The organism is Microbacterium sp. MEJ108Y, from assembly GCF_000834175.1.
Lineage (GTDB): Bacteria > Actinomycetota > Actinomycetes > Actinomycetales > Microbacteriaceae > Microbacterium > Microbacterium forte.
The window spans coordinates 1-25,297 of record NZ_JXQX01000026.1 but is presented as its reverse complement, the minus strand read 5'-3'; the positions used below and the strand labels follow the sequence as shown (position 1 = coordinate 25,297).

The 25,297-nt window shown below is 64.1% G+C and carries 28 protein-coding genes and 2 pseudogenes; 8 read left to right on the top strand and 22 right to left on the bottom strand.

The window, feature by feature from the left end; translation table 11 throughout:
• Nucleotides 1-12: 12 nt before the first annotated feature.
• Entirely contained in the window at nt 13-1,044 is a 1,032-nt protein-coding gene (locus tag RU09_RS12105; protein WP_042540870.1) for a PDDEXK nuclease domain-containing protein, read from the top strand.
• Between the two features lie 311 nt (nt 1,045-1,355).
• Here RU09_RS12105 and RU09_RS12100 read toward each other — a convergent pair whose 3' ends face one another.
• The 4 genes from RU09_RS12100 to RU09_RS18735 form a co-directional block, all read right to left on the bottom strand.
• Nucleotides 1,356-2,402 carry an ImmA/IrrE family metallo-endopeptidase gene (locus tag RU09_RS12100; RefSeq protein WP_082041114.1) on the bottom strand — a complete coding sequence of 349 codons (1,047 nt, stop codon included), beginning with the start codon at nt 2,400-2,402 and terminating at the stop codon, nt 1,356-1,358.
• Nucleotides 2,399-3,310, bottom strand: a complete 912-nt coding sequence (locus tag RU09_RS12095) for a hypothetical protein (protein WP_042540869.1) — start codon at nt 3,308-3,310, stop codon at nt 2,399-2,401. Before RU09_RS12095 ends, RU09_RS12100 begins: the two co-directional genes overlap by 4 nt.
• 25 nt (nt 3,311-3,335) lie before the next feature.
• Complete coding sequence (locus RU09_RS12090; RefSeq protein WP_156145920.1) at nt 3,336-4,262, bottom strand: hypothetical protein; 927 nt, start codon at nt 4,260-4,262, stop codon at nt 3,336-3,338.
• 103 nt (nt 4,263-4,365) lie between these two features.
• On the bottom strand, nt 4,366-4,527 hold the full coding sequence (locus RU09_RS18735) for a hypothetical protein (protein ID WP_197066040.1): 162 nt from the start codon (nt 4,525-4,527) through the stop codon (nt 4,366-4,368).
• 110 nt (nt 4,528-4,637) lie between these two features.
• Here RU09_RS18735 and RU09_RS18540 point away from each other — a divergent pair.
• Nucleotides 4,638-5,532 (top strand): IS5 family transposase gene (locus tag RU09_RS18540; RefSeq protein WP_156145919.1). Its coding sequence is split into 2 segments (ribosomal slippage): nt 4,638-4,988 and nt 4,990-5,532, totalling 894 coding nucleotides; the frame shifts between segments, so codons are not numbered across the junction.
• Between the two features lie 213 nt (nt 5,533-5,745).
• Here RU09_RS18540 and RU09_RS12070 read toward each other — a convergent pair.
• From RU09_RS12070 to RU09_RS12045, 6 genes are all read right to left on the bottom strand, one after another.
• The gene (locus tag RU09_RS12070) at nt 5,746-6,165 is read right to left on the bottom strand and encodes a GlcG/HbpS family heme-binding protein (RefSeq protein ID WP_042540859.1); all 420 of its coding nucleotides are present in this window, start codon (nt 6,163-6,165) and stop codon (nt 5,746-5,748) included.
• Nucleotides 6,166-6,298: 133 nt separating this feature from the next.
• Nucleotides 6,299-7,018: an MIP/aquaporin family protein gene (locus RU09_RS12065; RefSeq protein WP_042540857.1), complete on the bottom strand. Its 720-nt coding sequence runs from the start codon at nt 7,016-7,018 to the stop codon at nt 6,299-6,301.
• A 191-nt stretch (nt 7,019-7,209) separates the two neighbouring features.
• Entirely contained in the window at nt 7,210-8,205 is a 996-nt protein-coding gene (gene dhaK / locus RU09_RS12060) for a dihydroxyacetone kinase subunit DhaK (RefSeq protein ID WP_042540855.1), read from the bottom strand.
• 50 nt (nt 8,206-8,255) lie between these two features.
• Nucleotides 8,256-8,897, bottom strand: a complete 642-nt coding sequence (gene dhaL, locus RU09_RS12055; RefSeq protein WP_042540853.1) for a dihydroxyacetone kinase subunit DhaL — start codon at nt 8,895-8,897, stop codon at nt 8,256-8,258.
• Nucleotides 8,898-8,915: 18 nt separating this feature from the next.
• A complete protein-coding gene (locus RU09_RS12050) occupies nt 8,916-9,737 on the bottom strand; it encodes an HAD-IA family hydrolase (RefSeq protein WP_042540851.1) in 822 nt (273 codons plus the stop codon).
• Nucleotides 9,686-10,564, bottom strand: coding sequence for a class II fructose-bisphosphate aldolase (locus tag RU09_RS12045; protein ID WP_042540849.1), 879 nt, complete (start codon nt 10,562-10,564; stop codon nt 9,686-9,688). The genes RU09_RS12050 and RU09_RS12045 overlap by 52 nt, the downstream gene beginning before the upstream one ends.
• Before the next feature lie 154 nt (nt 10,565-10,718).
• Between RU09_RS12045 and RU09_RS12040 the strand changes: the two genes are divergently transcribed.
• Both RU09_RS12040 and RU09_RS12035 read left to right on the top strand, forming a co-directional pair.
• A complete protein-coding gene (locus tag RU09_RS12040; protein ID WP_042540847.1) occupies nt 10,719-11,456 on the top strand; it encodes a GntR family transcriptional regulator in 738 nt (245 codons plus the stop codon).
• Between the two features lie 152 nt (nt 11,457-11,608).
• On the top strand, nt 11,609-12,610 hold the full coding sequence (locus tag RU09_RS12035; protein ID WP_042540845.1) for an IS481 family transposase: 1,002 nt from the start codon (nt 11,609-11,611) through the stop codon (nt 12,608-12,610).
• On the opposite strand, the gene RU09_RS12030 is transcribed toward RU09_RS12035, so the two are convergent.
• From RU09_RS12030 to RU09_RS12020, 3 genes are read right to left on the bottom strand one after another with little or no spacing between them, the layout of a single operon-like run.
• The gene (locus RU09_RS12030) at nt 12,607-13,545 is read right to left on the bottom strand and encodes a transketolase family protein (protein ID WP_042540843.1); all 939 of its coding nucleotides are present in this window, start codon (nt 13,543-13,545) and stop codon (nt 12,607-12,609) included. The two genes, RU09_RS12035 and RU09_RS12030, sit on opposite strands and share 4 nt — an antisense overlap.
• Entirely contained in the window at nt 13,535-14,386 is an 852-nt protein-coding gene (locus tag RU09_RS12025; protein ID WP_042540841.1) for a transketolase, read from the bottom strand. Before RU09_RS12025 ends, RU09_RS12030 begins: the two co-directional genes overlap by 11 nt.
• The gene (locus RU09_RS12020) at nt 14,383-14,829 is read right to left on the bottom strand and encodes an RpiB/LacA/LacB family sugar-phosphate isomerase (RefSeq protein ID WP_042540839.1); all 447 of its coding nucleotides are present in this window, start codon (nt 14,827-14,829) and stop codon (nt 14,383-14,385) included. Before RU09_RS12020 ends, RU09_RS12025 begins: the two co-directional genes overlap by 4 nt.
• On the opposite strand from RU09_RS12020, the gene RU09_RS12015 reads away from it, so the two are divergent.
• Complete coding sequence (locus tag RU09_RS12015; protein ID WP_231567546.1) at nt 14,828-15,964, top strand: HAD-IIA family hydrolase; 1,137 nt, start codon at nt 14,828-14,830, stop codon at nt 15,962-15,964. The two genes, RU09_RS12020 and RU09_RS12015, sit on opposite strands and share 2 nt — an antisense overlap.
• Before the next feature lie 339 nt (nt 15,965-16,303).
• Here the strand turns inward: RU09_RS12015 and RU09_RS18535 are convergent.
• Together RU09_RS18535 and RU09_RS12000 are read right to left on the bottom strand one after the other, a co-directional pair.
• Nucleotides 16,304-17,198, bottom strand: a protein-coding gene (locus tag RU09_RS18535; protein WP_156145918.1) for an IS5 family transposase whose coding sequence is annotated in 2 segments (ribosomal slippage) — nt 16,304-16,846 and nt 16,848-17,198 — 894 coding nt in all. Because the reading frame shifts where the segments join, the coding sequence is not laid out codon by codon here.
• Between the two features lie 174 nt (nt 17,199-17,372).
• Nucleotides 17,373-17,933 carry a recombinase family protein gene (locus RU09_RS12000; protein WP_042540831.1) on the bottom strand — a complete coding sequence of 187 codons (561 nt, stop codon included), beginning with the start codon at nt 17,931-17,933 and terminating at the stop codon, nt 17,373-17,375.
• Between the two features lie 177 nt (nt 17,934-18,110).
• Here RU09_RS12000 and RU09_RS11995 point away from each other — a divergent pair, with 177 nt between their 5' ends.
• Nucleotides 18,111-18,422, top strand: a complete 312-nt coding sequence (locus RU09_RS11995; RefSeq protein WP_029153956.1) for a hypothetical protein — start codon at nt 18,111-18,113, stop codon at nt 18,420-18,422.
• Between the two features lie 228 nt (nt 18,423-18,650).
• On the opposite strand, the gene RU09_RS11990 is transcribed toward RU09_RS11995, so the two are convergent.
• The 5 genes and pseudogenes from RU09_RS11990 to RU09_RS18525 form a co-directional block, all read right to left on the bottom strand.
• Entirely contained in the window at nt 18,651-19,184 is a 534-nt protein-coding gene (locus tag RU09_RS11990) for a signal peptidase II (protein WP_029264099.1), read from the bottom strand.
• Nucleotides 19,181-19,789 carry a cadmium resistance transporter gene (locus RU09_RS11985; RefSeq protein ID WP_036275918.1) on the bottom strand — a complete coding sequence of 203 codons (609 nt, stop codon included), beginning with the start codon at nt 19,787-19,789 and terminating at the stop codon, nt 19,181-19,183. The genes RU09_RS11990 and RU09_RS11985 overlap by 4 nt, the downstream gene beginning before the upstream one ends.
• Nucleotides 19,789-21,714 (bottom strand): heavy metal translocating P-type ATPase, encoded by a 1,926-nt coding sequence (locus tag RU09_RS11980; RefSeq protein ID WP_197066038.1) that lies wholly within the window; start codon nt 21,712-21,714, stop codon nt 19,789-19,791. Before RU09_RS11980 ends, RU09_RS11985 begins: the two co-directional genes overlap by 1 nt.
• Nucleotides 21,711-21,821 (bottom strand): annotated as a pseudogene (locus RU09_RS18530) (Cd(II)/Pb(II)-sensing metalloregulatory transcriptional regulator CmtR); the annotation flags it as partial. The gene RU09_RS11980 and the pseudogene RU09_RS18530, both read right to left, overlap by 4 nt.
• 6 nt (nt 21,822-21,827) lie before the next feature.
• A pseudogene (locus RU09_RS18525) lies at nt 21,828-21,962 on the bottom strand (FAD-dependent oxidoreductase); the annotation flags it as partial.
• 91 nt (nt 21,963-22,053) lie between these two features.
• On the opposite strand from RU09_RS18525, the gene RU09_RS11970 reads away from it, so the two are divergent.
• Nucleotides 22,054-22,401 (top strand): ArsR/SmtB family transcription factor, encoded by a 348-nt coding sequence (locus RU09_RS11970; protein ID WP_156145917.1) that lies wholly within the window; start codon nt 22,054-22,056, stop codon nt 22,399-22,401.
• A 153-nt stretch (nt 22,402-22,554) separates the two neighbouring features.
• Complete coding sequence (locus tag RU09_RS11965; protein WP_197066036.1) at nt 22,555-23,106, top strand: hypothetical protein; 552 nt, start codon at nt 22,555-22,557, stop codon at nt 23,104-23,106.
• Nucleotides 23,107-23,579: 473 nt separating this feature from the next.
• Here the strand turns inward: RU09_RS11965 and RU09_RS11960 are convergent, their stop codons facing one another.
• Together RU09_RS11960 and RU09_RS11955 are read right to left on the bottom strand one after the other, a co-directional pair.
• On the bottom strand, nt 23,580-24,176 hold the full coding sequence (locus RU09_RS11960; protein WP_042540813.1) for a hypothetical protein: 597 nt from the start codon (nt 24,174-24,176) through the stop codon (nt 23,580-23,582).
• A gap of 216 nt (nt 24,177-24,392) precedes the next feature.
• Nucleotides 24,393-25,297 (bottom strand): M23 family metallopeptidase (locus RU09_RS11955; RefSeq protein ID WP_042540812.1); only part of this gene is annotated, 905 nt, incomplete at its 5' end.

The window sequence follows — 25,297 nt, the reverse complement described above, 5'->3', positions numbered from 1 at the left end:
TACGGTGTACACATGAGTGATCTCGTCCCAGACGATTATGCATCCACTCTCGAGGATCTGAAGCGGCATGTACGTACCGCCAGACTGAGCGTGCAGCGGAAGGCCAACAACGAACTTCTACGGCTGTGGTGGCAGATCGGCCGCACGATCCTTGAGCGACAGGAACAAGCGTCCTGGGGTGACGGCGTGCTCCCCCGCCTGGCCTCGGATCTGCGTGCTGAGTTTCCGACGATGAAGGGTTTCTCTGTCACCAACCTCAAGTACATGCGTCGTTTTGCAGAGAGTTGGACGAAGCCCGACTCAATTGGTCAACGACCCGTTGACCAATTGCCGTGGGGTCAGGTGATCGACTTGATCACGAAGCTCGACGATCGGTCGCTCCGGGACTGGTACGCCGGCAAATCCGCCTTCCACGGCTGGAGCCGACCGGTACTCGCGCACCAAATCGCTACCAGATTGCACGAGCGAGAGGCCGCAGCGCCAAGCAACTTCGCGAGCGCACTCGAGCGAACAGACTCAGACCAAGCTCAGGAGCTCACCAAAGATCCGTACGCGTTGCAGTTCCTCGCCATCGACGGCGACGCGACAGAGCGCGAGCTCGAGCAACGGATGGTCGACCGAATCCTCGACACGATGCACGAACTCGGCCCGGGGTTCGCGTTCGTCGGTCGCCAAGTCCACCTGGACATCGACGGCGATGACTTCTACATCGACCTGCTGTTCTTCCACGTCGAGCAACTCCGATACATCGTCATCGAGTTGAAGACCACGAAGTTCGATCCACGAGACGCCGGCCAACTCGGCTTCTACGTCGCCGCCGTCGACGACCGATTCCGGATTCCGCACAAGCACGAACCCACGGTCGGCATTCTGCTCGTCGCAGGTAAGAACGACACAGTGGTGCGCTATGCACTCGCGTCGACGACACAGCCAGTAGCCGTCAGTCGCTACGAGCTCACTGAGGACGCGCAGAGGGCACTTCCCGACGAGACCACGATCGCGAGAGCGTTCGCCGATGAGTTAGCTCGGGACGAGAGCAGCTGAGATCGGTCAACGTGTCGTTGACCGATCTCAGCCGCGGAGCGCTGAATGGAACTATTGGCGCTAACAGTTCTGTTCAGCGACCCTTGCCCTTTTGGCTGAGGGCGCTGGCGGCGGCGGTCTTGGCTGCCTTCGAGTAATTTCCTCGTAGGACCTTGCTGGCGGCCTTGGCGGCCTTGGAACCGGTTTGTCGACTGTTTCGAGCCACGATGATCTCCTGACGTTGGAACTGCGATACTGAACTATCTGTGGCGGAGCATCTCATCCGCGGGGCCGTCGGTAGCCTTAACAAGTACAGACGTACTATCTCCGCATCACGGCATGCAGTCGTCGCACACCCGGCTGTCGCCCGTGAATAGTTGCGCGGGCTTCATCAGGAAGCACTCCAGGCAGGTACGTTCCACAACCCTGGTTTCGCAGTCACACTTCCCGCAGTCCGGACAATAGCCTGCGCCACAGGCTGCGCATCGTTGGCCCCAGACCTGGAAAATGCGGTCGCAACGTCCGCACGTTTGCCACTTGGCAGCGATCGTTGAGCTGCTCGAAGGTAGCGATATGGCGGCCCAAGGCGCTCGGTACGCCACTGCCACCACGACCGTGTAACCGCCCATATCAGCGGCTTGCGCGTAGAGCGGCGTCCCCTCTATGCCATCCCGATAGCTGAAGCGGTTCTCGCTCACGACAGTGACCCGTGTGGCCATCTGCCGGCGGGCTCGCATAATCGCGCTGCTTGACTGGTCACTTCCTCGGCGCAGCGGTAGCTCGCCGAACGACGAAGAGAACTGAACGAAGTCGCCATCCATAAGTACGACGTGCCCGGGACTGGACAGCTGCTGCGCTGCCGCGACGCACGCTGCTGCTCGTGAGACACCTGCCTGCGCCCAGAGATCCGCGACCTTGTCTGCCGTTGGCGTGCCTGCGCCCAACGCACGCGCCACGAGATCCGACGGGAGCAATATGCGTGCTGCGAAGGCATCACTGGTGCGCTCTTCTAGATATGCACCCTGGTCTGGCTCACCGTCCAACGCATCAACCAGTTCGCCGCTGGTTTGCTGAAGATGGTGGCCCAGCTCATGCAGCGCGGTGAACATGGCCCGGGGGCGTGACATCTGCCGCCAGAGACCAATTCGCGGCGGGTTCTCGTCAGGCAAGTACACGCCCGCGATCGAGCAACTAGTGGGCGGTGCGGTGTCCAAAGGAACGAGCGTGAGATCTTTCCAGCGACTGAGTTCTTCGATGGCGTCGTACCGTAGTCGCTCGAGAACTCCTGCATCGCGCGCAGATAGCCCCGCGACGAGGTGATCGACACGCCCGCCAACAAGACCGCGGGCTCGTGCGATCGCCGCGGCCTCGCTATTCATCTGTTGTCGAGCGCGACGCGGATATAGGTGTCGAGACGTCCCGCCCAATCCTCGGCGTCGAGCTTGTCTCCGCGTGCGGCGAGCCCCCAGGCACCTTGCACCAAATCCCGGAACGCATCTGACTCAGGCTCTTGTTTTGTTCGCGCCAGCGCTCGCACTGCCGGCCCTCTGTCGAGCCTGGCCGCGAGTGCGACAAGCTGCGCCGGGGGCTTCGGGTTAGCGCTCAGCACGCGCTGCACCGGAACACCGACTAGCTCTGCCAATTTCTCCGCTTGAGCAAATCCCACGAGCGCGCGGGCCCGCTTGATGTTGCGCGCAAGAGAGAGCGATACTTCAAGTTTGCTAGCTAGCTGGGAAGAGGTAATCCCGTCGAGCATGGCAGGGAGATCTCCGTCTCCCCCAGCGATGTCTACAGCTGAGGCGAGCGCTTCCATTGCCAACTCGAGGAAGCGCCGTTCTTCCCACCGGGGGCTGGCGTCGTTGAGGATTGGGAGCCCTCGCATGACGGTGCCGGCTGCTGCTGCTTCCTCGAGCGCGCTGATGCTGGAGAAGTCGCTGACGACGGCGATCCAACGCTCGAGCACAATCTCTGAGATATCGGCGACGAGCTCTGGCCAGATGCTGAGGGGTGTTCCTAGATTGTTCGCGTCGGCGGGCAGAACAAGCGCCGAGTCGTCTGCGTCCTCGTCTCCCATCGTGACCGGTGCTACGCGCACTCGGTGCGCGAACTCGCACAGGACCGTGTCCACGAAAACCAAGGTCAACACGTCGTCCCATCGAGCTCGCCACACCTGGCCAGGCATGATGGAAGGGAGGTTGTCATGGGTAACAACGGATGACATGGGTTCGTGGCTGCTTTCCGGGTAGGTGTCGTTGTGGTTTCGGTCTGGGAGCTGGATATTTGTCATTTCATCTCCACACAGGTATGACGATCTAACTCGCATTACGAGACAGGTGAACGCTTCGGACAGAGACGAGTTCCAGCGCTCCGGGCGGTGGCGGATCGGCCTCGAGGATGGTGCGCATCTTGTAGCCCAGACGGGCCGCGAAGGCGACAGGATCAACGTAGGAGGGAACCACCCGCGCGCAGATCGCGGCCGGCTCATCCAAGAAGCCCACGACTCGTTGCTCTTCCGTGGTCAGCGCATCCCAGATGCGGTCGGCAGCTTCGACGACTTCCGTGCCGTTCTCCTTGATTCGCTGATCAAGGATGTCTTGGTCGGTGTCGCGCATCACATATAGATCGGGGTCATCGAGTTCGAAGAGCGTGACGATCGCGTTCGCGATGTCACGGTCGCGCATTGCTCCGCCCCCGGCGAGTAGAAGAGCTCGAACGCCTTCGATGATGCTCGTCACGTTCGAACGTGACGTCGGTCCGCTCCTGTTGAGCTGACTGATCGGGGGGATGCCCTTCATCCGCGGGTCTCTCAGAAGGTCCTGCCAGTCTCCCTGGTAGATCTCAGTGCCCAGCTCAGGAAGCGTCCAAGAGGGTGTGCCCGCGTAGATGGTCTTGGCGTCGATGAAGCCGTGCTGCGGGAGCATGCCAGCGAGTCGCTTCTTCATCGCGCCTGCCGTGGTGGCGCGGGCCTCATCGATGAACACTCGTTGGACAGCCTTACGAGCGAGTCTTTCTAGACTCACATCATCCGTTGCCTGCACAGCCAACCGTATGGCGATGTCAGTGCCCTTCCTCATAAGAAAGGTGTCACTTAGCCATTGCCGGGCTGCGTCCTTCGACCACTTTGAGTGGCCCTCCGGCGCGGGATACTTGGCGCTCGACTGCAGCGTCAGTTTCAACAGGAGCGCATACATCGCCGCCCCCATCGGCTCCCCAGCCTCGAGTTCTTCAAACGGCGTCATTGTCGAGATCTCCTCTACGCTCCCCAGCCGGGCGAGGTCGTCGGCATCCTCAAAGGAATGAGGAGGGGCGCACCCGTAGCGTACACGCGCACGCCCCTTCCGATCAGGCCAGCTGCGTCAGCTGCCAGGTGACCGCCTGGTTGTTGTACGGCGGCATCGTGTTCCCCCTGGCGATCGGCGCCGTGGTGCTCGGCGAGCCCACGACCTTCCAGACGCCGGACTCGGGGCAGCTCTGGCCAGTTCTTGCTGTGGTACCTACAGGCATGTTCTTCTCCTAGTGCTGAGTGTGAGGCGGGGATTCCCGTCCTCACCCCGTACAGACGTACTAGGGCGTGTCTGACAAAGGTTGACGGCTCAGGCTGAGAGTCTCGACGCGTGTCTAGGTTTCGGTTGCTCTCGGATGCTCAGTGGTCGTTGATCGAGGACATGTTGCCGCGTCCGACCGGGCGGCCGGGGCGGAAGTTCTCTGACGCGAGGCTGATGGTCGAGGCGATCATCTACCGGTACCGGTGCGGGATCGCGTGGCGGGACTTACCCGAGGTGTTCGGGCCGTGGCAGACGGTGTGGACGTGGCATCACCGGATGGCCGCCGCCGGTACCTGGGACAAGGTGCAGGCGAAGCTGACCGCCGCGGCCGACGCGGCGGGGTTGATCGATTGGTCGCTGTCGGTGGACTCGACCGTCGCCCGCGCGCATCAGCACGCGACGAACACGACTCGCACCACAGGGGGCTGGGTCGAACTACACGAATCTGCTGATCGAGCCGCCTGATCATGGCATCGGCCGCTCCCGCGGCGGGCTGTCGACGAAGATCCATCAACTCGTCGACGGCAACGGGCTGCCACTGGTCACGCTGATCACGCCGGGGCAGGCCGGCGACTCCCCGATGTTCCTGCCGCTCATGGCGCAGCTGCGCGTTGACCGGGACGTTGGCCGGCCGCGAACTCGTCCGGACGCGGTCCGCGGTGACAAGGCGTACTCATCACGCGCGATCCGCGGGCACCTCCGCTCTCGCGGGATCAAGGCGGTGATCCCCGAACCCGACGATCAGAAGGGGCATCGCAAGCGTCGCGGGTCACGCGGCGGCAGGCCGGTCGGGCTTGACGCCGCCGACTACAAGAACCGCAATGTGATCGAGCGCCGCTATTGCCACACCAAGCAATGGCGCGGCCTCGCCACCCGCTTCGACAAACACGCCGTCATCTACCGCGCTGCCGTGGTCCTCAACGCCGTCATCGCCTGGACAAAGGCAATGTCAGACACGCCCTAGTCGGTGTCGATGCAGGCGCGGGGTTCGTGGGCGTGCGGGCGGCACCGTTGGAAGACGCCGTACTCCCGGCTGGCGAGCTGTGGGAGGCGACCGTCGCTACCCCGATTGACTAGCGTTGCTGGCCGTCTTGTGCTGACGGCTGGGTGGAGTTGAGGTTCTCGTGAGATCGGACACCGCTCATCAGGGATCGGCGCCAGCTCGTGCGGTCCGAAGTCAGAGTGCGGCGGCTCCGGCCTCAGCCACAGTCTGGTCTTCCTCGATGCTACCGGTGGACACTCCGATGGCTCCGACGATGACGCCGTCGCGGACCAGCGGAATGCCCCCGGGGAACACGACGATACGGCCACCGTGAGCGTCGTTGAGTCCGTACAGGTCGCCCGTCGGGCGCGTTGCCTCGGTGAGGTCCTTGGTCTGGGTCTGGAAAGCGATGGACGTGTACGCCTTGTTGATGGCGATGTGGATGCTGCCGATGTTCGCAGTATCCATCCGCACGTGTGCCTTGAGGTTGCCTCCGGCGTCCACGACGGCGATGTCCTGGGGCTGTCCGATCTCCTCAGCGCGCGCGATGGCGGCATCGATGACGCGGCGAGCGTCCTCAAGGGTGATGGTGTCCTGGATCTTGGGGTTCGACATGGTGTCTCCTCTTCATTGAAGGTCAGGTGTTGCGGGTGTTAGGCGTCGCGTGAGCGACGACTGGGGTGGAGCCTCGGTCGGCCCCGATGAAGGCCTGACAGACATGGGCCGGCCGAGGGGTTGAAAGTTCCCGTCAGGCGACGGGAAGCAGTGCGATGGAGAGCGCGGCGGCGAGCGCGCCTCCGATGAGCGGGCCGGCCACGGGCACCCAGGAGTACGCCCAGTCGGAGGTGCCCTTGCCCTTGATGGGGAGGATGGCGTGAATGATGCGAGGCCCGAGGTCGCGCGCGGGGTTGATGGCGTAACCGGTGGGGCCGCCGAGGCTGATACCGATAGCGATGACCAGGAAGGCGACGGGCAGGGCGCCGAGTTCCGCGGGGGTGCCTCCATTGGTGAAGGCGAGGATGCCGAACACGAGGACGAACGTTCCGATGACCTCCGTGACGAGGTTGGAGCCGTAGGCACGGATGGCAGGACCGGTCGAGAAGACGCCGAGCTTCGTGGCGGGGTCGGGCTCTTCGTCGAAGTGGCGCCGGTATGTGATCCAGACCAGGAGCGCTCCGAGCATGGCACCGACGAGCTGAGCGGCAATGTAGACGAGGAACTGCACGAATGTGATGTTTCCGAGGATCAGCAGGGCGATGCTGACGGCCGGGTTGAGGTGCGAGCCCGAGGAGTACGATGCCGTGACTCCAGCGAAGACGGCGAGACCCCAACCGATGCTGACCGCGAGGAATCCTGATCCGAGACCCTTGCTCTTGATGAGGGAGACGTTGGCGACGACTCCGCAACCCAGCAGAAGTAGCAGGGCCGTTCCGACCGTTTCGGAGAGGAAGATCAATCCGAGGTCCATGGTGTTTCCTTTCCGCGGACGTCTGCGTCCGCGCAGGTCAAACCACGCGCTCGGGTGCGCGTGGTCACAGATGGTGGTGCGAGGGGGCGGCGCCCGGGTAGAAGGTGGAAGGTCAATCGCGGTCTACCCGGGCGCGCTCGGTACGGGACTGTGCGGCGCAGCGTGACCTACGCCGAACAGCGGGGGGCTCCTCAGAAGGTGCGGATCGGGATCTCCGCGGGAGCCTCGAGAAGTTCGCGAATCTCGTCGTCAAGCTTGACAAGCGTGATGGACGCGCCCGCCATGTCCAGCGAGGTGCAGTAGTCGCCGACATAGCTACGGGTTGGGGTGATTCCCTGGGCCGCGAGCTTCTCGTGTGCGATGCCGTACAGAAGGTACAGCTCACTGATGGGGGTGCCACCGAGACCGTTCACCATCAGCGCGACGTCATCGCCGCTGCTGTAGGGGATGTCGCTCACGATGGGCTCCAGAAGCAGGTCGACGATCTCGTTCGCCGGGACCCACTTCTGACGTGCACGGCCGGGCTCACCGTGGATACCGATGCCGACTTCGATCTCGTCGTCGCCGATCTCGAACAGCGGCTCGCCCTTGGCGGGCGGGGTGCAGGCGGTGAGCGCCACGCCCATGGTGCGGGTGACGGCGTTGACCTTCTCGCCGATCCGGACGATCTCGTCGAGGTCCTTGCCGGCCTCAGCGGCAGCGCCGACGGCCTTGATGACGAAGAAGTTGCCGGCGACGCCGCGGCGACCGATGGTGTACAGCGAGTCCTTCACCGCGACGTCGTCGTCGATGAAGAGGGTGCGCACCTTGATGCCCTCTGCGGCAGCGAGCTCTTCTGCCATTTCGAATGCCATCTTGTCGCCGGTGTAGTTGTTCACCAGCAGCAGCACACCCTTGTCGCTCTTGACGCGGCGTGCGGCCTCGACGACGAAATCGGTGGGCGGGGCGGCGAACACGTCACCGGGGCAGGCGGCGTCCAGCATGCCCTTGCCGACAATCATCACGTGTGCGGGCTCGTGGCCGGAGCCGGAGCCCTGGATGATAGAGACCTTGTCGTTGTTGGGCGCATCGGCGCGGACGATGAGGTTGTACTTCGGGTCGTACGTGAGCGTGTCGGGGTTCGCCAGGGCCAGGCCCTTCAGCATCTCCGGGACGAACGCCTTCGGGTCGTTGATGAACTTCTTCATTGTGTTCTCACTTCTTTGTGTCGGATGGGTAATGGAGGGAGGGTAAGTCGTTACCAGGCCTCGGCGACGCGCTCGCTGAGCACCGCTATCGCGATGGCGCCGGGGTCAGGGGAGCCAATGCTGCGCTCACCTGCGTAGGACGCTCGGCCGCGGTGTGCCTCGAGCTTCGCGGTCTCTTCGGCGGCGGCGCGCGCGGCCTCAGCGGCGTGCTGAGCCACGGCCTTGCCGTCCAGACCCTTACCGAGGTCCGCCTCGATGGCGTCGGTGAGCGGGACCAGAGCGTCGAGCAGCGTCTTGTCTCCCAGGGATGCGCCACCTCGCTTCATGATGCCCTCGATGGCTGAGCGGAGCATCGCGACCACATCGGCCTGGGTGATGTCGTTCTTGTCCTTCACGGAGATCGCAGCGCGCAGGAACGCGGTGCCCCAGATCGGGCCGGACGTACCGCCGATGCGGCCGGACATCGTTGTCGCGACCTTCTGAATGAAGGTGCTGAGAACCGACCGGTCGTACTCATCCCACTCGGCGATGACGTTCTCGAACCCGCGAGCGAGCGAGTATCCGAAGTCACCGTCGCCGGCGACGGCGTCCAGGTCGCTGAAGTACTTCTCGTTGTCGACGCACGTCTGTGCGATGAGCTTGATGACGCTCTCGACGCGGGCGACGCCCGCCTGGCTGAAGGTGCTGCTCATGATGTTCCTCGGCTTCGGTTATCGGATGGTGAGGGCAGTGAGGGTGTCGAGAGTGACCTGGCCGGTCTCCTCGACGCCGCGCGGGTTGGAAAGGAAGTGTGCTGGCGTCTGCGGCTGGTCGCCCAGGCTGTCAACGACCAGTGCCGCCTCGGTGAAGTCCTCATCGGCGGTATAACTGGACACCGTCACGACGGTGGCGATCCCTGCCGCAGCCGCGGCGCGTAGCCCGTTCTGACTGTCCTCGACGACGACGGCGTCCGTTGCGTCGATTCTCAAGTCCCGCAGAGCGAGCAGGTAGATGTCCGGTGCCGGCTTCTTCGCTGGGACGACATCTCCTGCGTAGACACGGAACCAGGAGGCCGCGTCCTCGCCGACCGCATGTTCCAGCACAGCGCGCACCGATTCTTCGGCGGACGTGGATGCGACGGCGAGCAGCCATCCTGCGTCATGGGCGGCATTAACGATTCGGGCGATTCCGGGCCGCCCCGGCATCTCGCCGGCTCGAACCTTCGCCGTGTAGCGGTCAGTCTTGAACCGATGCCACTGCTTGACGAGGTCGATCTGCGCAGCCTCATCGGTGGGCAGGTTCGCCGATGCAACGAAGTCGCTGGTGAGAAGCGAGGCGAGACGCTCCTTACCGCCGCCAATTCGCACCTTCTCGGCATAGTCCTCTTCGGACCAACGCACGGGAAGATCGAAATGCGCGAAGGTGTCGTTGAACGCAGGCAGATGACCGTCGCGCTCGGTGTCTGCGAGCACTCCGTCGCAGTCGAAGATCAAGGCGCGAGTCACGGCTTGGCGGCCTTCGCCTTGGCTGCCGTGCCATCGGAGCCGAACCATTCGATGTGGTCACCGATGACGCTGGTGACAGCATCACCGATGGCAGTCACCAACTTCGGCGGATCCCAATGGTTGTTGGCGCGCGCCCAATCGAGATGCTCCGCCGATGCCTGCATGTACGCGTGCTTGACGGCTGTGGAGATGTTGATCTTGGAGACGCCATTGTCGATGAAGGCGCGGAAGTCGGCCGGCTCAAGGCCGGTTCCCCCGTGAAGAACAATTCCCTTGTCCGTGAGGTGCGCGAGTTCGCGGGCGCGCTCAGGGAGAAGGGTCGGCTTGGACGTGAACAGGCCGTGGCTCGTGCCCAACTGCGGGGCGAGCAGGTCAGCACCGGTGCGCTCCGCGATGGCTGCGAGCTGGTCGACGGTATACGCGTGGTGGGCTTCGTCGCTGCCGACTCCGTCTTCGACCCCGAGGATGTTCTCGATCTCGGATTCGACGTCGACGCCCGCTGCGTGAGCCTCCTTGACGACTTCCGTCGTCTCACGCTCTGCGTCAGCAAGATCACGGTCAGAAGCATCGAAGAGAACCGATGACCACCCGGCGGCAATGACGTCAGAGAGGACAGAACGGTCCGGGCAGTGATCCAAGTGGAGCGCGACCGGCACGGATGTGTGCCGCGTGAGCGCCTGGAAAAGGCTCGTGATGAAAGCGGTCCCCGAGGTGCGAACAGTCTTTGTCGAGATCTGGACAATCAGAGGCGAGTCCTTCTCCTCGGCTGCGGCGATGACCGCGCGCATGCTGATCTCGTCGAAGACGTTCACAGCGGGAACCGCGTATCCGTGCTTCCGCGCTCCCGTCGTGAGACGACGAGTTGATACGGCCATAGTCCGATCTCACTTCCTTGTGTCAGGCTCTGCCTCAGCGAGCTCCGGCCAGAACATCTTTCGTTCCGGTCCTTTTGGTCCAGAGTACATGGCTATACAACTCTATACAAGACGGACTAGGTAAGATCATGTGGAAAGTTTTGGAGGCATAAAGATGACGGCCGTGATTGAGCGCGACTCAGCGACACCGATCTATCAGCAGCTCGAGGACATCTTTCACGCGAAGATCGCCAGTGGTGAGTGGGCACCCGAGCAGCGCATCCCGTCGGAGAACGAGCTGAACCGGGAGTACAGCCTGAGCCGCATGACGATTCGTGGTGTGCTCAACAAACTGGCGGGTGATGGTCTGCTCATCCGCGTTGCCGGCAAGGGCACGTTCGTCGCCCCGCAAAAGATCAACGCGGTCTCTCCTGCATACAAAGGAATCCGTGAGCAGCTCGAAGTGCTCGGGTACGACATCGCGACGACGTTGATTTCTACGGAGCGCGTTCCCGCGCCGACGAGAGTGCGTGAGCACCTGAATCTGCCGGCGGGCGCCGAGGTCATCGCCATCATACGACTGCGGACGGTAGACGGGAAGCCTCTGAGCGTCCACCGCTCCTTCGTGCCAGCGAGCCTCGCGCCGGGACTGGATCAGCTGGATGTCGTCAACGAGCAGCTGTGCGTGGTTCTCGAAGACAAATTCAATCTGTCGATGAAGAGCGTCTCCGAAGATCTGGAAGTCATCGCCGTCGAAGGAACCGACGCCAAGCTGCTGGAGCTGCGCAAGGGCGACCCGGCACTGCTGTTGACGGATGTCATCACGAACCCGGCAGGGACGGCCTTTGAGTACTCGACCATCGTCTTCCGCGGCGATACGGTGCGGCTGAAGTTCGATTACAAGCGTGAGTGAACCCGCCGTGGTGGATGACTCGGGGTCCACCACAGCGGGTCCGCCTAGCTGTACTGCCCAGGGAGGTTGTTTGATCTGGCTTCCCTGATGTGACGAGAACCTCCCGGCAGAGTGGAGCTGCTACCGCATCCGCTCTGAACCAGGAGGTTCTCGTGTCTCACGCTAACGCGGCGCTCACCCCGCGCCAAAGGCTCCGTCTTGCACAGAAGATCGTCGACGAGGAGTGGACGGTCGCCGCGGCGGCGGACTACTTCCGTGTCTCCTGGCCCACCGCCGCGAAATGGGCGCGACGCTACGTAGAGCTCGGTGAAGCGGGGATGGCCGACCGGTCCTCGCGCCCGCATGCGCATCCGAACAAGACCCCGACGCACCGTGTGAAGAAGATCGTGCACCTGCGGATCCGCAAGCGCCTGGGGCCGGTCCAGATCGCCGACCGCGTCGGGATGCCGGCCTCGACCGTCCACGCGGTGCTGAAACGGTGTCGACTGAACCGGCTCTCGCATGTCGATGTGAAGACCGGGGAACCCGCCCGCCGGTACGAGCACGACAAGCCCGGCGCGCTGATCCATGTCGACGTGAAGAAGCTCGGCAACATCCCCGACGGCGGCGGCTGGCGCTACGTCGGACGGTCCCAAGGCGACCGCAACCGAGCAGTCACGGCCAAGCGCACCGGAAAGCGAGGCATCGCCGGCGACATGGTCACCGGCACCGCCTACGTCCACACCGTCATCGACGACCACTCCCGCGTCGCTTACGCCGAGATCCACGACGACGAACGCGCCGAGACCGCGATCGGCGTCCTGCAACGGGCCGTGTCCTGGTTCGCCGACCGCGGCGTCCGCGTCGAACGGGTCCTCTCGGACAACGGCCCCGCCTACCGCTCCCACGCCTGGCGACGCGTCTGCGCCGAGCTCGCCATCACACCCAAGCGCACACGTCCTTACCGTCCGCAGACGAACGGGAAGATCGAGCGATTCCATCGCACTATGGCCGACGGTTGGGCCTACGTGAAGCACTACAACAGCGAATCAGCCCGCCGCGCAGCCCTGCCCGCCTGGCTGCACTTCTACAATCACCACGGGCCCCACACTGCGATCGGGAAGCTCCCGCCCATCAGCCGGATCTCAAACAACCTGCCTGGGCAGTACACCTAGCGGACGAGCAGCCGAATGCGCTCGTCCAGTCCCGCGGCGTCAAGCGCGTATCGAGCAAGCAGTCCTGAGTACGTACCGGTGACGATGTGCTCATGCGGCAACCCGATGGCGTGCACGGGAATTCCCGAGGATGCCAGAGCCTCGCCAACGGCCGCGGAGAGACCGCCGCGGGTGTAGTGCTCCTCGACAGTGATGACTCGTCCGGTGCGATGAGCGGACGCGCGGATAAGCGCCGCGTCAACAGGTTCGACAGTTGGCATCCCGATGAGGTCCACATCGATGCCGTCGTCCGCGAGCCGTTGCACCGCGACCACGACCTCCGGGGTGATGGTCCCCGTCGTGACGACCGTTGCGCGAGACCCTTCCCGAATCATCCGCCCTTCCCCGATGGTGAACGGTGCCTGTGGGAACAGATCGGGGATCGATGGGCCCCCGATGCGCATGTACACGGGCCCGTCGTGCTCAATCATCGCCTTCGCTGCCTCCCGGATCTCTCCGGGGTCCTGGGGTGAGAGGACGACGACACCGGGAAGCATGCGGATGATTGCATAGTCTTCGAGGGAGTAGTGTGTGGGCCCGAGGTCGGAGTAAGTGATCCCTCCGTTGCGACCGACGATCTTGACGTTCTGACCCATGTACGCGATGTCATTGCGGAATGCTTCGTAGTTCCGGTTGGTGACAAACGCTGCGATGGCCGCGAAGACGGGGATCTTGCCGGTCGACGCGAGACCTGCGGCGACGCCCGTCGTTCCGTGCTCCTGAATGCCGAACTCATAGTAGCGGTCGGGGAAGCGCTCGCGGAATGAGCCGAACCCCGACGACAGCCCGCTGTCGGCGGAGAGGACGACGACACGGTCATCGTCCGCAGCGAGGTCGGTCACTGCTTGCCCGAAGGTCTTTCGCGGATCGATAAGAGTAAGCGTCTCAGCAGCCATGGTCGTTCCATTCGCGCAGGTTGTCGATGCGGGCGTGCACTTCACGTTCGGCTCGGTCGAGCTCCTCGACCGTCGGCTTCCAGTAGTGCGAGGCAAGGGTTCCCTCCAGGAAGCTGATGCCCTTCGCCTTCGTCGTGCGAGCAACGACAACGGTCGGCCGGCCCTTTTCGCCATCCGCAACGCTGACAGCGTCGAGGACGGCATCGATATCGTTCCCGTCGATGGTGACGGTATTCCACCCGAACGCCGCGAACTTGTCGGCAATCGGCTCCATGTTCATGACTTCAGCGGTCGGCCCGGAAATCTGCAGATCGTTGACATCGACGAAAGCGACGAGGTTGTCGAGTCGGTGGTGCGCAGCAATCGACGCCCCTTCCCAGTTCGCCCCCTCGGGGAGCTCACCGTCCCCAAGGATGGTGAAAACCCGTCCTCCGTTGCTCGCGGCACGGAGGCCCAGTGCCATCCCTGCAGCAATCGACAGCCCGTGACCCAGGGCACCCGTATTCGCTTCGATGCCCGGAAGCTTGTGAAGGTCGGGGTGACCGCCGAGTTTGCTGCCGACAGAGCCGTACGTGTCGAACAGCGCCTCCTCGAAGTAACCGCGACGCCCGAGAACTGCGTACTGCGCCATTGCTTTGTGGCCCGCGGACAGCAGGAACCGGTCGCGATTCGGGTCCTTCGCGGCTTGCGGGTTGACGCGCATGGTCGCGAAATACAAGGCGGTCACGATGTCGATGCACGAGAGCGCCCCGCCGAGGTGGCCAGAACCGCCTGCCCGCACCATCCGCAGGACGTTGAGGCGTGCGAGCTCCGCCTCGATCTGCAGCGGGATGGCATTCATACGCGAGTGTTCTCGGTTTCGTAGTCGTACAGAGCGACGAGCTTCGGCGCACTCCGCTCGTTCTCCACGTACGACACCGACAGGTACTCGCGAACGAGTCGCTTGACCGACTCGACGCCGGTGACCTGAGCTCCGAAAGCGACCATGTTGGCGTCGTTGCTTAGCTGTGCACGCTCGGCCTGGTACGCATCCGTGAGCAGGGCGCAGTATGCGCCGGGAACCTTATTCGCCGAGATGGAGACCCCGATGCCGGTGCCACACATCACGACACCACGCTCGACCTCCTTCGCCGCGACGCTTTCCGCCACCGCAATGGCCGTCTTCGGATATAGGGGGTCGTCGGAGCCGAAATCGCGAACCTCGTGGCCGAGCTCGCGAAGGTAATCAGCGACGGCATCCTTGAGGGTTGTTGCGTTCGGGTCGCAGCCAATTCCAATCAACATGCATGTCTCCTATCTATACCTGTATAGGCTTGTATATCTGAGGATAGACCGAATCGACGTAAGATGGAAGATCGGACTGGATGGTCCGCCCATCGAACTGGGAGACAGCATGGCCAGAGATGCCCACCCCACACCGCTCGATAGTGCGGACGTTATTCTCTCCGACCTCGACGGAGTCGTGTACCGCGGCGCAGCACCCATACCGCATGCCATCACCGCTCTGAACTCGGCGCGAGAAAGTAAGACGGTGGGGTTCCTGACGAACAACGCCTCCCGGCTGCCGGCGGACGTAGCCGAACAGCTGACGACAATGGGACTGCACGCCGACGCGGATGATGTCGTCACCTCGCCTCAGGCGACGCTGCTGCTCCTATCGAATGTGGTTGAGCCGGGGGCGCCGCTGTTGGCCGTCGGCGGTCCGGGGTTGACGATGGTGCTCGAAGGGGCGGGGTACCGACTTGTTCGCACGGCGGACGAGCACCCCGACGCGGTCGTCCAAGGTTTCTCACAACACGTGAGCTGGACTGACCTGGCCGAAGCTACTTACGCTCTCGCCTCCGGGATCCCGTGGGTCGCCACAAACCTCGACACCGCCCTCCCGCTCGAGCGCGGACTGGCGCCTGGCAACGGAGCACTCGTCGCTGCCATCCGCGCTGTCGTCAACCGCGAACCTCTCGCTGCCGGAAAGCCCGAGACGGCGCTCTTCGACGCCGCCCGCGAGCGATTCCCCGGCTCCCGATGGCTGTTCATCGGCGACAGGATCGACACAGACATCAGAGGCGCAAGACGATCCGAGATGAGTAGCGCTCTCGTCCTCACCGGCATCAGCCGGCCACGCGATGTCTTCGCTGCACCCCCCGATGCACGCCCCGACTTCATCTTGCGCGACCTGCGCGATCTCACCCTGCCGTACCCCTCCACCCGGCTCACGCGCAACGACCAGTTCCTGACATCGACCGTCTCCAACGCGGTGGTCGCGGCTGAAGGACAACGTGTTCGCCTCGTCACGCCAGGAAACGAGCCGATGAATGTCATCCGAGCCACAGCCGCTCTCATCTGGGAATATGCCGCAGCATTCGACAGCCTCAAGCTCGACACCGAGCTCCACGACGTCATCACCGCGGCCCTCGACTGACGGCCGGTACGTCCCTCATCAGCACCTGCCGACCTCCTGCTCTGCGAAGATCCGCAACAGCACAACATCCCCCTCGCCGGAGGGCTGACGTCGGTTACAGCGCGGGAGAGTGCTCCGTCGCCCGTCGGATGGGCGGCGTTTGCTGGATGAGTAGACGGAAGGGGAACTCATGGCTAGGACGGCAGTTGCCCCGAGTTCGTGGATTTCGACCCGATGGTCTACGACATCACATGATGGCAGTGGCTTTCGCACCGGAGCGCTCCATCACCACGTGCCCCACACCGCTGACACGTACGTGTCAATCAGCGATCCGGCTCAAAATGCGGACATCGACTCGGGCTAGGGCGTGTCTGACAAAGGTTTGGTCCATGCGATGACGGTGTTGAGGACGACGGCGGCGCGGTAGATAACGGCGAGTTTGTCGTAGCGGGTGGCGAGGCCTCGCCATTGCTTGATGCGGCAGTAGCCGCGCTCGATGACGTTCCGGTTCCGGTAGTCGGCGGCGTCGAGACCGACGGGTCTGCCGCCGCGTGAGCCGCGACGTTTGCGGTGTCCTTTCTGATCGTCGGGCTCGGGAATCACGGCTTTGATGCCTCGGCCTCGAAGGTGAGAACGGATCGCGCGGGATGAGTACGCTTTTTCGCCCCGCACCGCGTCCGGACGGGTGCGGGGCCGGCCCGTTTCGCGCCCGACCCGCAGATGTCCCATCAGCGGCAGGAACATCGGAGAGTCCCCGGCCTGCCCTGGCGTGACCAGAGTGACCAGAGGCAGCCCATTGCCATCGACGAGCTGATGGATCTTCGTCGACAGGCCACCCCTGGAGCGGCCGATGCCGTGATCAGGCGGCTCGACCTGCAGATTCTTGTAACTCGATCCAGCCCCCTGTGAGGCGGGTGATGCTCGTTGCGTGCTGATGCGCACGAGCAATCGTGGAGTCCACCGACAGCGACCAATCAATCAGGCCCGCCGCGTCTGCTGCTGCCGTGATCATCGCCGCTACCCGATCCCACGTCCCGTCGAACGCCATCCGCCGATGCCACGTCCACACCGTCTGCCACGGCCCGAACACCGGCGGCAGATCCCGCCATGCGAGGCCAGTCCGGTACCGGTAGACGATGCCCTCGACCATCGTCCGCGCATCCGAGAACTTCCGACCCGGACGCCCCGTCGGACGTGGCAGCATCGGCTCGATCAGCGACCACTGAGCATCCGAAAGCATCCGAAAACGAGACATGCTTTCAGGCTCGCAGCCAGCCACCCGAACCTTTGTCAGACACGCCCTAACTCTCCCGGCGCGCGTTCGGCACCGAGCAGGGTGGGAAACCGTTGAGATCACTCGCCTCGATAGTCAGCAACCTCAGTCGCCAGGAACGGACGGCCGGTCAACTGGAGCGGCACACATACGACGTCAGGTTTGACTAAGCGCCCGGCGCACGCTGGAGGCGCCCACGCCGAGCACGCGGCCGATGCTCTCCCAGCTCTGCTGCTCGGCCCGCATGCGCTCGGCAGTCGCGATCCGCTCGGGAGTCATGACGCTCGGGCGGCCGCCGACGCGGCCCTGGCTTCGGGCGTAATCGAGGCCACGTTGGGTGTTGTCGCGGATGGTGTCAATGCGGAGTTGCGCGAACACGGCGACGATGCCGTAGAGAGCTCGGCCCATCGGGCTTGTCGTGTCGATCATGGGCTCGGTGAGACTGACGATGTTGACCTCGCGTGCGTCGAGGTCTTGGAGCGTTTCGATCAAGATGCGCTCACTGCCGGCGAGGCGATCTAAGCGGCGCACCTTGAGGGTGTCCCCTGGCCGGAGGTAGTCGAGACACGCGAGCCATTGCGGCCGGTCGGTCACACGGCTGGATTCGCCATGGTCGACAAACACTCGTTCACAGCCGGCGGCGAGCAGCTCGGCCTCCTGCGCCTTGGGGTTCTGCTCGCGCTTCGAAACGCGCGCGTATCCGACTTCGTGTCCCATGCCGAAAACGCTACCGTCGATGTTTCGGCGCGTTTAGGTTTCGGCAGGGGGTTTCGGCAGATCGATTCACGGCGTGTCGCGCACCTGGGCGTCAACGTCGACCAGTCCACCGAAAACGATCGTTTTCGGTGGTAGCCCGGGCACGACATCAACAGCGAAGTCGAGGATGATTGAGTCGTGGAGATTGAGCTGCTTTATATCGCCGGTTGCCCCAGCTGGGTTGAGGCTGGCCGTCGTGTTTCTGAGGCGCTACGAGAAACAGGCCACGACGAATCGGAGGTTCACTACCGACTCATCCGGACGGAGGAGGACGCGGGCGCAGTCTCGTTCGCGGGCTCCCCCACGATCACCCTGGATGGCAACGATCTCTTTCCGGGGTCGGGGCGAAGCAATGACCTCGCCTGCCGTATTTACAGCACCCCTGCTGGGCTGGCCGGGATGCCAACGGTTGAACAGATTCGAGAGGCGCTCTCCGCTCATGGCGACTGACGAGGACGTTGCGTGCACGTGCTGCGGGCGACATCTGCCACGCAAGAAGCTGCACGCACTCGGAGACGATCGCGCTTTCATCTGTCGACGATGCGGCTGGTGGGTGGCTCTGCGCCTACATCGCGACCGCCCGCCTGCCTAAGCGTGAACTCACTCAACGGCTGCCCACGGCGATCGCGCCGATGTAGAGGGCGAGTTGATGGGTGTCCCACCACCGCACAACGGATCTCACTCGGTGCTCTCATCCCCGGCGCGGATCATGAAAACTGCTCCGGTGATCGCTGCGGCGAAGATTACGATGTCGGCGATGTTGCCGATGAACCAGTTTCCGTAGGCGAGGAAGTCCACGACGTGACCACGGGCGAATCCGGGGTCCCGGAAAAGGCGGTCGCCTGCGTGTGAGGCGGAAGCGCCGCCGAGCGCGCCGATGACGATCGCCCATCTCACGCGTTGCACTCGGAACGCGAACACGATCGCTGTGACCGTGGCGGCGACAGCGAGCAGCGCGAACACCCAGGTGAAGCCTTCCCCGAAGGAGAATGCCGCTCCGGGGTTATAGGCGAGCTGCAAACCCAGCAGGTCACCGATCAGCGGGATGCGCTCACGGTCGGTGAGGGTCGCTTCGGCCCACACCTTGGTTCCCTGATCGATCAGCACGACGACCACGGCGATCAAGAGCGCTCCACCAGTGAGCTGCCGCCGCCGGGTCGACGACAGCTTGCGCGCAGCGGGCGGATGAGCCTCTGACTGGGAGGAGGTCATGCGAGCACCTCGATCAGACGGACGATGACCCCAGATTCGATCAGGATGAACAGGCCCAGGCCGATGAACACGGCCGGTACGAGCCAGTGCTCGACGCGCTCCAGCCCCTCGGTAACAGCCTTGTTGGTGCCGATCAGCCGGCCGGCCGCGCACCAGACCGCGACGAGGATCAGGAATACGACGATCATGATCGCGACGTCGCTGGGGGCGCTGGTGCGGAAGATCGGCGTGTAGAGGGAGATGTTGTCGGCCCCGTTGGCGATCGTGATCCCTGCGACGCCCCATAGTCCGACCGCGGTGATCTTGGAGTCGTCATCATCGTCATCGCTGTTACGGCGCAGGCCGCGAATGAGCGTCCAGATGCCGATGCCGAGCGGGATCAGACCCAGGAAACCGACCCATTCGTCCGGAACGATGGTGAGACCGAGAGCGGCGATCACGCTGATCACGACGAGGGTGATGAACCCGAGATACTGGCCCGCGACGATCTGCCACGGCCGGGGCTTCCCTCGACTGGAAGCCAGGAACAGCACGGTGAGCACGACAATGTCGTCGATGTTGGTTGCCGCGAACAGGCCGATCGCTGAACCGATAGTTGCGAGCATCAGCTTTCCAGTCGTGGCGTGCGGGTGCGTGCGGCGCGCAGACCGTTGAGGATCACGATGACCTCCGCGACCTCGTGGACCAGGACGACGGCCGCGAGCCCCAGGACGCCGAAGAGCGCGAGCGGGAGCAGTGCAGTGATGATCAGCAGCGACAGGATGATGTTCTGGTTGATGATCCGTCGACCGCGGCGGGCGTGATCGAACGCTCGCGGGATGAGGCGCAGATCATGGCCGGTGAAGGCCACGTCGGCGGATTCGATTGCCGCGTCGGAGCCGGTGGCGCCCATCGCGATACCGATGTCTGCGCCAGCGAGGGCCGGTGCGTCGTTGATTCCGTCGCCGATCATCGCGACCGGCCCCGCCTTTGACAGCTCGCCGATCGCGGTTGCCTTATCCTCGGGACGCAGTTCCGCGCGCACGTTGCTGATCCCGGCCTGCGCGGCCAGTGCACGAGCGGTGCGGGCGTTGTCTCCGGTGAGCATCGTCACGCCGACGCCTTGGTTGGTGAGCGTCCGGACTACCTCGGGGACTTCAGGGCGCAGTTCGTCGCGGACGCCGATCGCGGCGACGGGGGTTCCATCGCGGTGGACGATCACGACGGTCATGCCCTGCTCCTCCAACTCCGCGACCTGCTTCCCGAGGTCGCCCGCGTCCAGCCAGCGAGGACTGCCGACGGTGATTCTCGATCCGCCGACAGTGCCGTCGATGCCGTGCCCGGCCTGCTCGGTCACATCTGCAGCTGCCGGTGTGCCCGGGGCCGCGGCGGTGATCGCAGAGGCAAGGGGATGCGTGCTGTGCTGCTCCAGTGCGGCCGCCCAGGCCAGCGCCTGTGTCTCGGTCACGCCGTTCGCAGTGAGCACCGCGGTGACCGCAGGTTCGTTGCGGGTGAGGGTGCCGGTCTTGTCGACCGCGACGTGGCGGACCGTGCCGAAGCGCTCGAAGACGGCGCCGGACTTGATGATCACGCCGAACTTGCTTGCTGCGCCGAACGCGGCGACGACCGTCAGCGGCACCGAGATCGCCAGCGCACACGGAGAAGCGGCGACCAGCACGACAAGCGCGCGGGTGATCCACACCTCTGGATCGCCCAGCAGCGACCCGATGATCGCGACGAGCGCTGCGAGGATCAGAACGCCGGGTACGAGCGGGCGGGCGATCCTGTCCGCGAGACGTGCACGCTCGCCCTTCTCAGTCTGCGCCTTCTCGACCAGCTCCACGATCGTGGTGAGCGAGTTGTCGGTGCCCGCAGCGGTCGTTTCGACCTCCAGCGCGCCGGCGCTGTTGATCGCACCGGCCGACACCGCATCGCCGGGCTCGACCTCGACGGGGATCGACTCCCCGGTGATCGCCGAGGTGTCCAGGCTGGAGCGGCCAGAACGGACGATCCCGTCGGTTGCGATCCGCTCGCCGGGACGGACCACCATGACCTGGCCGACCGTCAGCTCTCTCGCGGGCACCTGCGCAGAGACGCCGTTCTGCAGCACGGTCGCTGTCTCCGGCACGAGCTTCAGCAGCGCCCTCAGCCCGTCCCGGACACGGTCCATCGCCTTGTCCTCGAGCGCCTCAGCAATCGAGTACAAGAACGCCAGAGCCGCAGCCTCCTCCACGTAGCCGAGGATGACCGCGCCGAGCGCGCTGATCGTCATCAGCAGCCCGATACCGAGCTTGCCCTTGAACAGTTTCCGGATCGCGCCGGGCGTGAACGTCGACGCACCGAGGAGCAGACCGGCCCAGAACAACACCAGCGCCGGGATCTCGAGGCCGGACCATTCAAGGATCAGACCGGCCAGGAATGCGACACCGGAGAAGACCGGCACCATGATCCCACGGTCCCTCCACCAGGGCCGCACAACCTCTTCGGTCTCATCCTCCGCCGCAGTGGCAGGCTGGGCAGGCTCGTGCTCGCAGCCACACGCCGCGCTCACGCGTCCGCCCCCGTCCCACAGCAGCCAGCCACCGTGCACGCAGAGTCCACGCACGGCGCGTGCTCATCGACCGCCAGCGTCACGTCCACGAGCGCGACGAGCGCAGCCGTACACTCGCGCACAGCCGCGGCAGGGCCATCCCCTGCTTCCAACACCACGACCGGGACATCGCGCTCCACCAGATGCGCAGCCGCGGCGAGCCCTTGCGGACCAGCACCGATGACAATGACGGGCAACGTGCTCTCCATCAGCCTTCTCCCCTACCTATCGACAAACCTCGATGCATCGAGACTTGTCGATGTATCGACAAATGTCAATACGACGTGAGAGAATTCGATCATGCCTTCCCCTCTGACTCTCCTGCCAGCCGATGTGGCGGTCTGCTGCTCGCCGGTTACCGGCGGGGTGCTCACGGCCGATGAAGCTGAGCGGATCGCCCACACATTCAAAGCGTTGGGTGACCCGACGCGCGTGCGGCTGCTCTCGCTCATCGCCGCATCCGACGGCGGCGAGGCCTGCATCTGCGACCTCACCGACCCTGTGGGGCTGTCCCAACCCACCGTCTCGCACCACATGAAGCTGCTCGTCGATGCCGGCCTGGCAACCCGCGAACAGCGAGGCCGCTGGGCGTACTACCGCGTCGTCAGCGAAACTCTGGAACAGGCATCCCGCACTTTGAGTGCATAGGGGTCTCGGGCGCGCGGACGACTCAATTGCGCCAGTCACTGCGGCCGATACTCGTTATCGGGTCACAATCGGACGCCGTGGCTACCGTGCCATGCTGTCCGGATGGACCGCGACCAGCTCAAAGCACTCCCCGCCTCAGACCGCTGGGTCTTCGTGCGCGGCCGGATCGTCTCTGACTCTGTAGACATGGACGCAGCGCTTCGAGGCCTTCATGCGGCTCTGCGCGGCCGCGACGATCGCAAGGCGCTTCTTGATGCCCCAGCCAACTGGACCGAGGCCGTCAAGAAGTGCCGGCAGCTGCTCGACCGATACGAGCCCATCGATGCCGACATGCGCGGCGCGATCCACAGCGCGATCGACGCGGCCGCCGAAGCGTGGAGCGAGCGAAACCGGTACATGCATGATCTGCTCGACGCACGCATTCAGGGCGAGGATGATCCGTCGAGGATCGCAGAGAACGTCGAGCCCCGCGCCGATGATGACCGGTACCGTTTCCGACTCGCTCGGCAGAAGGATGCGCCCGAGGTTGAATCAGTTTCCCTGGACGACGCGATCAGGGAGGTCGAATCGATCGTCGCTGCAATGTGGCGGCTGCGTGCAGCTCGCAACTTCCTGGCGTACGGCTCGTGGCAAAGCATGCTGCGCGGCCATGTGGAGGGCGACTGGGAGGGCAACGCCAGCTGGGTCGGCTCCGACGACGACTGACGGGGACCCACGTTCAGGGCGCAGACACGGAAAAAGCCGGCCCGAAGGGGCCGGCTTGTCACTCCTGCGACCGCTCGCAAAATAGCGCGTCCCCCCAGGTGGTAGACTGGATAGGACTGCTGTTCATGCAGTAGCCGTTCTCTGTTCTCACGTGCAAGGTGAGCGAGCGGTTTCACTCTAGAGAAGGGGTAGGTAGTTTTTGTTCACGCAAATGCAATCTTACTTTGGAATTCAGAAAACGTCAAACGATGGTGTCGGTGATGGGCTTCTCGGTCTGAGGGTTCGTCATCGACTTCGATGCGACGACCTGGAACACCCTGGCACTGATGCTTAACAACATCATGATGCTCTGGGCCATCCAGACGTCCAACACCCGCGACTGACTGTCGCTAGTAACTGACTGCTAGGTACGTCCTGCTCGGCCGACACCATCGTTTCCCGGGCAGGGCGCACCAGTGGTTGACACGTACGTGTCAAGCACTGCGACGTCGTGACCATGCAGGCGCTGGCTGCCGACGTACCACTCGGGCGGTGAGGTCTGCTGTGGTGGCCCTGGCGGCGACGCGCTCATACACCGCATCGAAGGGTGTGAGCACTTCGAGCTCGTAGAGATATCTGGGGCGTCGTCGGCCGGAGAGCGTCTGCCCTAGCGCTTGCTGTCGTGTTGGGCGCTGCGGGAAGAAGTAGACGAGCCGAGATCGTCTGCCCCAGCGGTTCTCAGCGATGAACTGCTTCTTGCGGCACCGTTGCACTTCGAGCGTGACGGTGGCTCCTTCATCCCATCGCTCGGGCGAGAGGTGGAAGATGTGGCGGGGTAGTTCCGCGTCGCCGCTGACCCTCCGATATGGGTTTGCTGCGGTCACGAGGACGATGACGGCGACCAGCACCAGCAGCCCGCTCACGAACAGGGGCCACCCGAGAGCTGACCGGATCGTCACGATGCCGGCGAGGTAGAGCCCGCCGCCGATGATCGTCAGCGTCAGCACCGTGGCGAGAGCGCGGGTGCTGCGGCGTTTCACATCTGCCGGCACCCAGTCGTCGACGGCCCAGACGTCGTTGTCGTCGCTCATGAATCGTCCTCGAGCTTTTCGGTCGGTACGAACCGCACGCGGGCCTTCTGTGCCTCGTGGCGGTCGTGTCGGGCTCTGGCAGCCTGTCGACGCTGCTGCTCGCGTGTGCGGGCTCGTGCAGCTCGGCGGGAGCGCCGCAGCAGGCCGATGAGCCCCACGCCGGCTACGGCCGTGATGATGCCGGCCAGGTAGCTGAGTAGTTCTGGGGGCATCGTGCTAGCGCGGCAGGGGGACGCCGACGCCCTCCATGAAGGTCTGCGGGTTCACGTACTCGCCGTTCACCTTCACCTCGTAGTGCAGGTGGCAGCCGTACGAATTGCCCTCGTTGCCGACCTTCCCGATTTGGTCGCCGGCCTGCACGGCCTGCCCCTCGATCACCATGAAGTTGATCGGCTTCATGTGGAAGTATCCGGTCATCACGCCGTCGGCGTGCTTGATCCAGATGTACCCGCCGCCGCCCTTGTTCTCCCCGGTGTTGTCGACGACGCCTGCGGATGCAGCCCAGATCGGGCCGTCGCAGGTGCCGTCCGCGAGGTCGGTTCCCATGTGCGCATGATCGCCTCGGCCGTCTCCGAAGACACCGGAGACGGTGCCGCGGGCCGGCACGATCCAGTCGCCCGATCCACACGGGCCGCTGAGAGCCTCCACGATCGCTGTCGCGTCCGTTTCGTACTTCGCGTAGTGGTTCTTGTCGGAGTTGATCTGCACGCGCCAGATCGCGTGTGAGGGCTCCATGTCCTGCCAGCCGTCGACGGCGACGAGGCGGCCGAAGAACAGCGTTGCGGACTTGGTGGGGTCCATGCGGTCTTCAACGCTCCCCCACCAATCCTGCTGTTGGAACAGGCCGATGCTGCTGGTCGGGGTTCCGTCAGGGTTCACGACACCGTTGATGTCGTCGCCGTAGGTGATGTTTTTGAGGCTGCTCTCCCCCATCGCCGTCATGACGCCGATGATCTGCGCGTCTTCTCCAAGCGAGAGCTGCTGTGCAGCTCCGATGATCGCGGCCGCGTTGGCGAGCTGGTCACCCTTGTAGCCGTTGACGCCCTCAGCGGGGTAGTTCGACGGGTCCGCGAGGCATGTCGATGCGTCGCTGCGCTGCACCGATGCCAACAGGAAGGTCA

Excerpts from the sequence above, each read along its gene's own strand:
- RU09_RS12015 (WP_231567546.1), top strand. The coding sequence starts at position 14,828 with ATGCATGTCTCCTATCTATACCTGTATAGGCTTGTATATCTGAGGATA.
- RU09_RS12100 (WP_082041114.1), bottom strand. The coding sequence starts at position 2,402 with ATGAATAGCGAGGCCGCGGCGATCGCACGAGCCCGCGGTCTTGTTGGC.
- RU09_RS11960 (WP_042540813.1), bottom strand. The coding sequence starts at position 24,176 with ATGAGCGACGACAACGACGTCTGGGCCGTCGACGACTGGGTGCCGGCA.
- RU09_RS18735 (WP_197066040.1), bottom strand. The coding sequence starts at position 4,527 with ATGCCTGTAGGTACCACAGCAAGAACTGGCCAGAGCTGCCCCGAGTCC.
- RU09_RS11990 (WP_029264099.1), bottom strand. The coding sequence starts at position 19,184 with ATGACCTCCTCCCAGTCAGAGGCTCATCCGCCCGCTGCGCGCAAGCTG.
- RU09_RS12090 (WP_156145920.1), bottom strand. The coding sequence starts at position 4,262 with ATGACGCCGTTTGAAGAACTCGAGGCTGGGGAGCCGATGGGGGCGGCG.
- RU09_RS12020 (WP_042540839.1), bottom strand. The coding sequence starts at position 14,829 with ATGTTGATTGGAATTGGCTGCGACCCGAACGCAACAACCCTCAAGGAT.
- RU09_RS12025 (WP_042540841.1), bottom strand. The coding sequence starts at position 14,386 with ATGAATGCCATCCCGCTGCAGATCGAGGCGGAGCTCGCACGCCTCAAC.
- dhaL (WP_042540853.1), bottom strand. The coding sequence starts at position 8,897 with ATGAGCAGCACCTTCAGCCAGGCGGGCGTCGCCCGCGTCGAGAGCGTC.
- RU09_RS12070 (WP_042540859.1), bottom strand. The coding sequence starts at position 6,165 with ATGTCGAACCCCAAGATCCAGGACACCATCACCCTTGAGGACGCTCGC.
- RU09_RS11985 (WP_036275918.1), bottom strand. The coding sequence starts at position 19,789 with ATGCTCGCAACTATCGGTTCAGCGATCGGCCTGTTCGCGGCAACCAAC.
- RU09_RS12095 (WP_042540869.1), bottom strand. The coding sequence starts at position 3,310 with ATGACAAATATCCAGCTCCCAGACCGAAACCACAACGACACCTACCCG.
- RU09_RS12030 (WP_042540843.1), bottom strand. The coding sequence starts at position 13,545 with ATGGCTGCTGAGACGCTTACTCTTATCGATCCGCGAAAGACCTTCGGG.
- RU09_RS12040 (WP_042540847.1), top strand. The coding sequence starts at position 10,719 with ATGACGGCCGTGATTGAGCGCGACTCAGCGACACCGATCTATCAGCAG.
- RU09_RS12045 (WP_042540849.1), bottom strand. The coding sequence starts at position 10,564 with ATGGCCGTATCAACTCGTCGTCTCACGACGGGAGCGCGGAAGCACGGA.
- RU09_RS12105 (WP_042540870.1), top strand. The coding sequence starts at position 13 with ATGAGTGATCTCGTCCCAGACGATTATGCATCCACTCTCGAGGATCTG.
- RU09_RS12065 (WP_042540857.1), bottom strand. The coding sequence starts at position 7,018 with ATGGACCTCGGATTGATCTTCCTCTCCGAAACGGTCGGAACGGCCCTG.
- RU09_RS12050 (WP_042540851.1), bottom strand. The coding sequence starts at position 9,737 with ATGGTTCGGCTCCGATGGCACGGCAGCCAAGGCGAAGGCCGCCAAGCC.
- RU09_RS11970 (WP_156145917.1), top strand. The coding sequence starts at position 22,054 with ATGCCTTCCCCTCTGACTCTCCTGCCAGCCGATGTGGCGGTCTGCTGC.
- RU09_RS12000 (WP_042540831.1), bottom strand. The coding sequence starts at position 17,933 with ATGGGACACGAAGTCGGATACGCGCGCGTTTCGAAGCGCGAGCAGAAC.
- dhaK (WP_042540855.1), bottom strand. The coding sequence starts at position 8,205 with ATGAAGAAGTTCATCAACGACCCGAAGGCGTTCGTCCCGGAGATGCTG.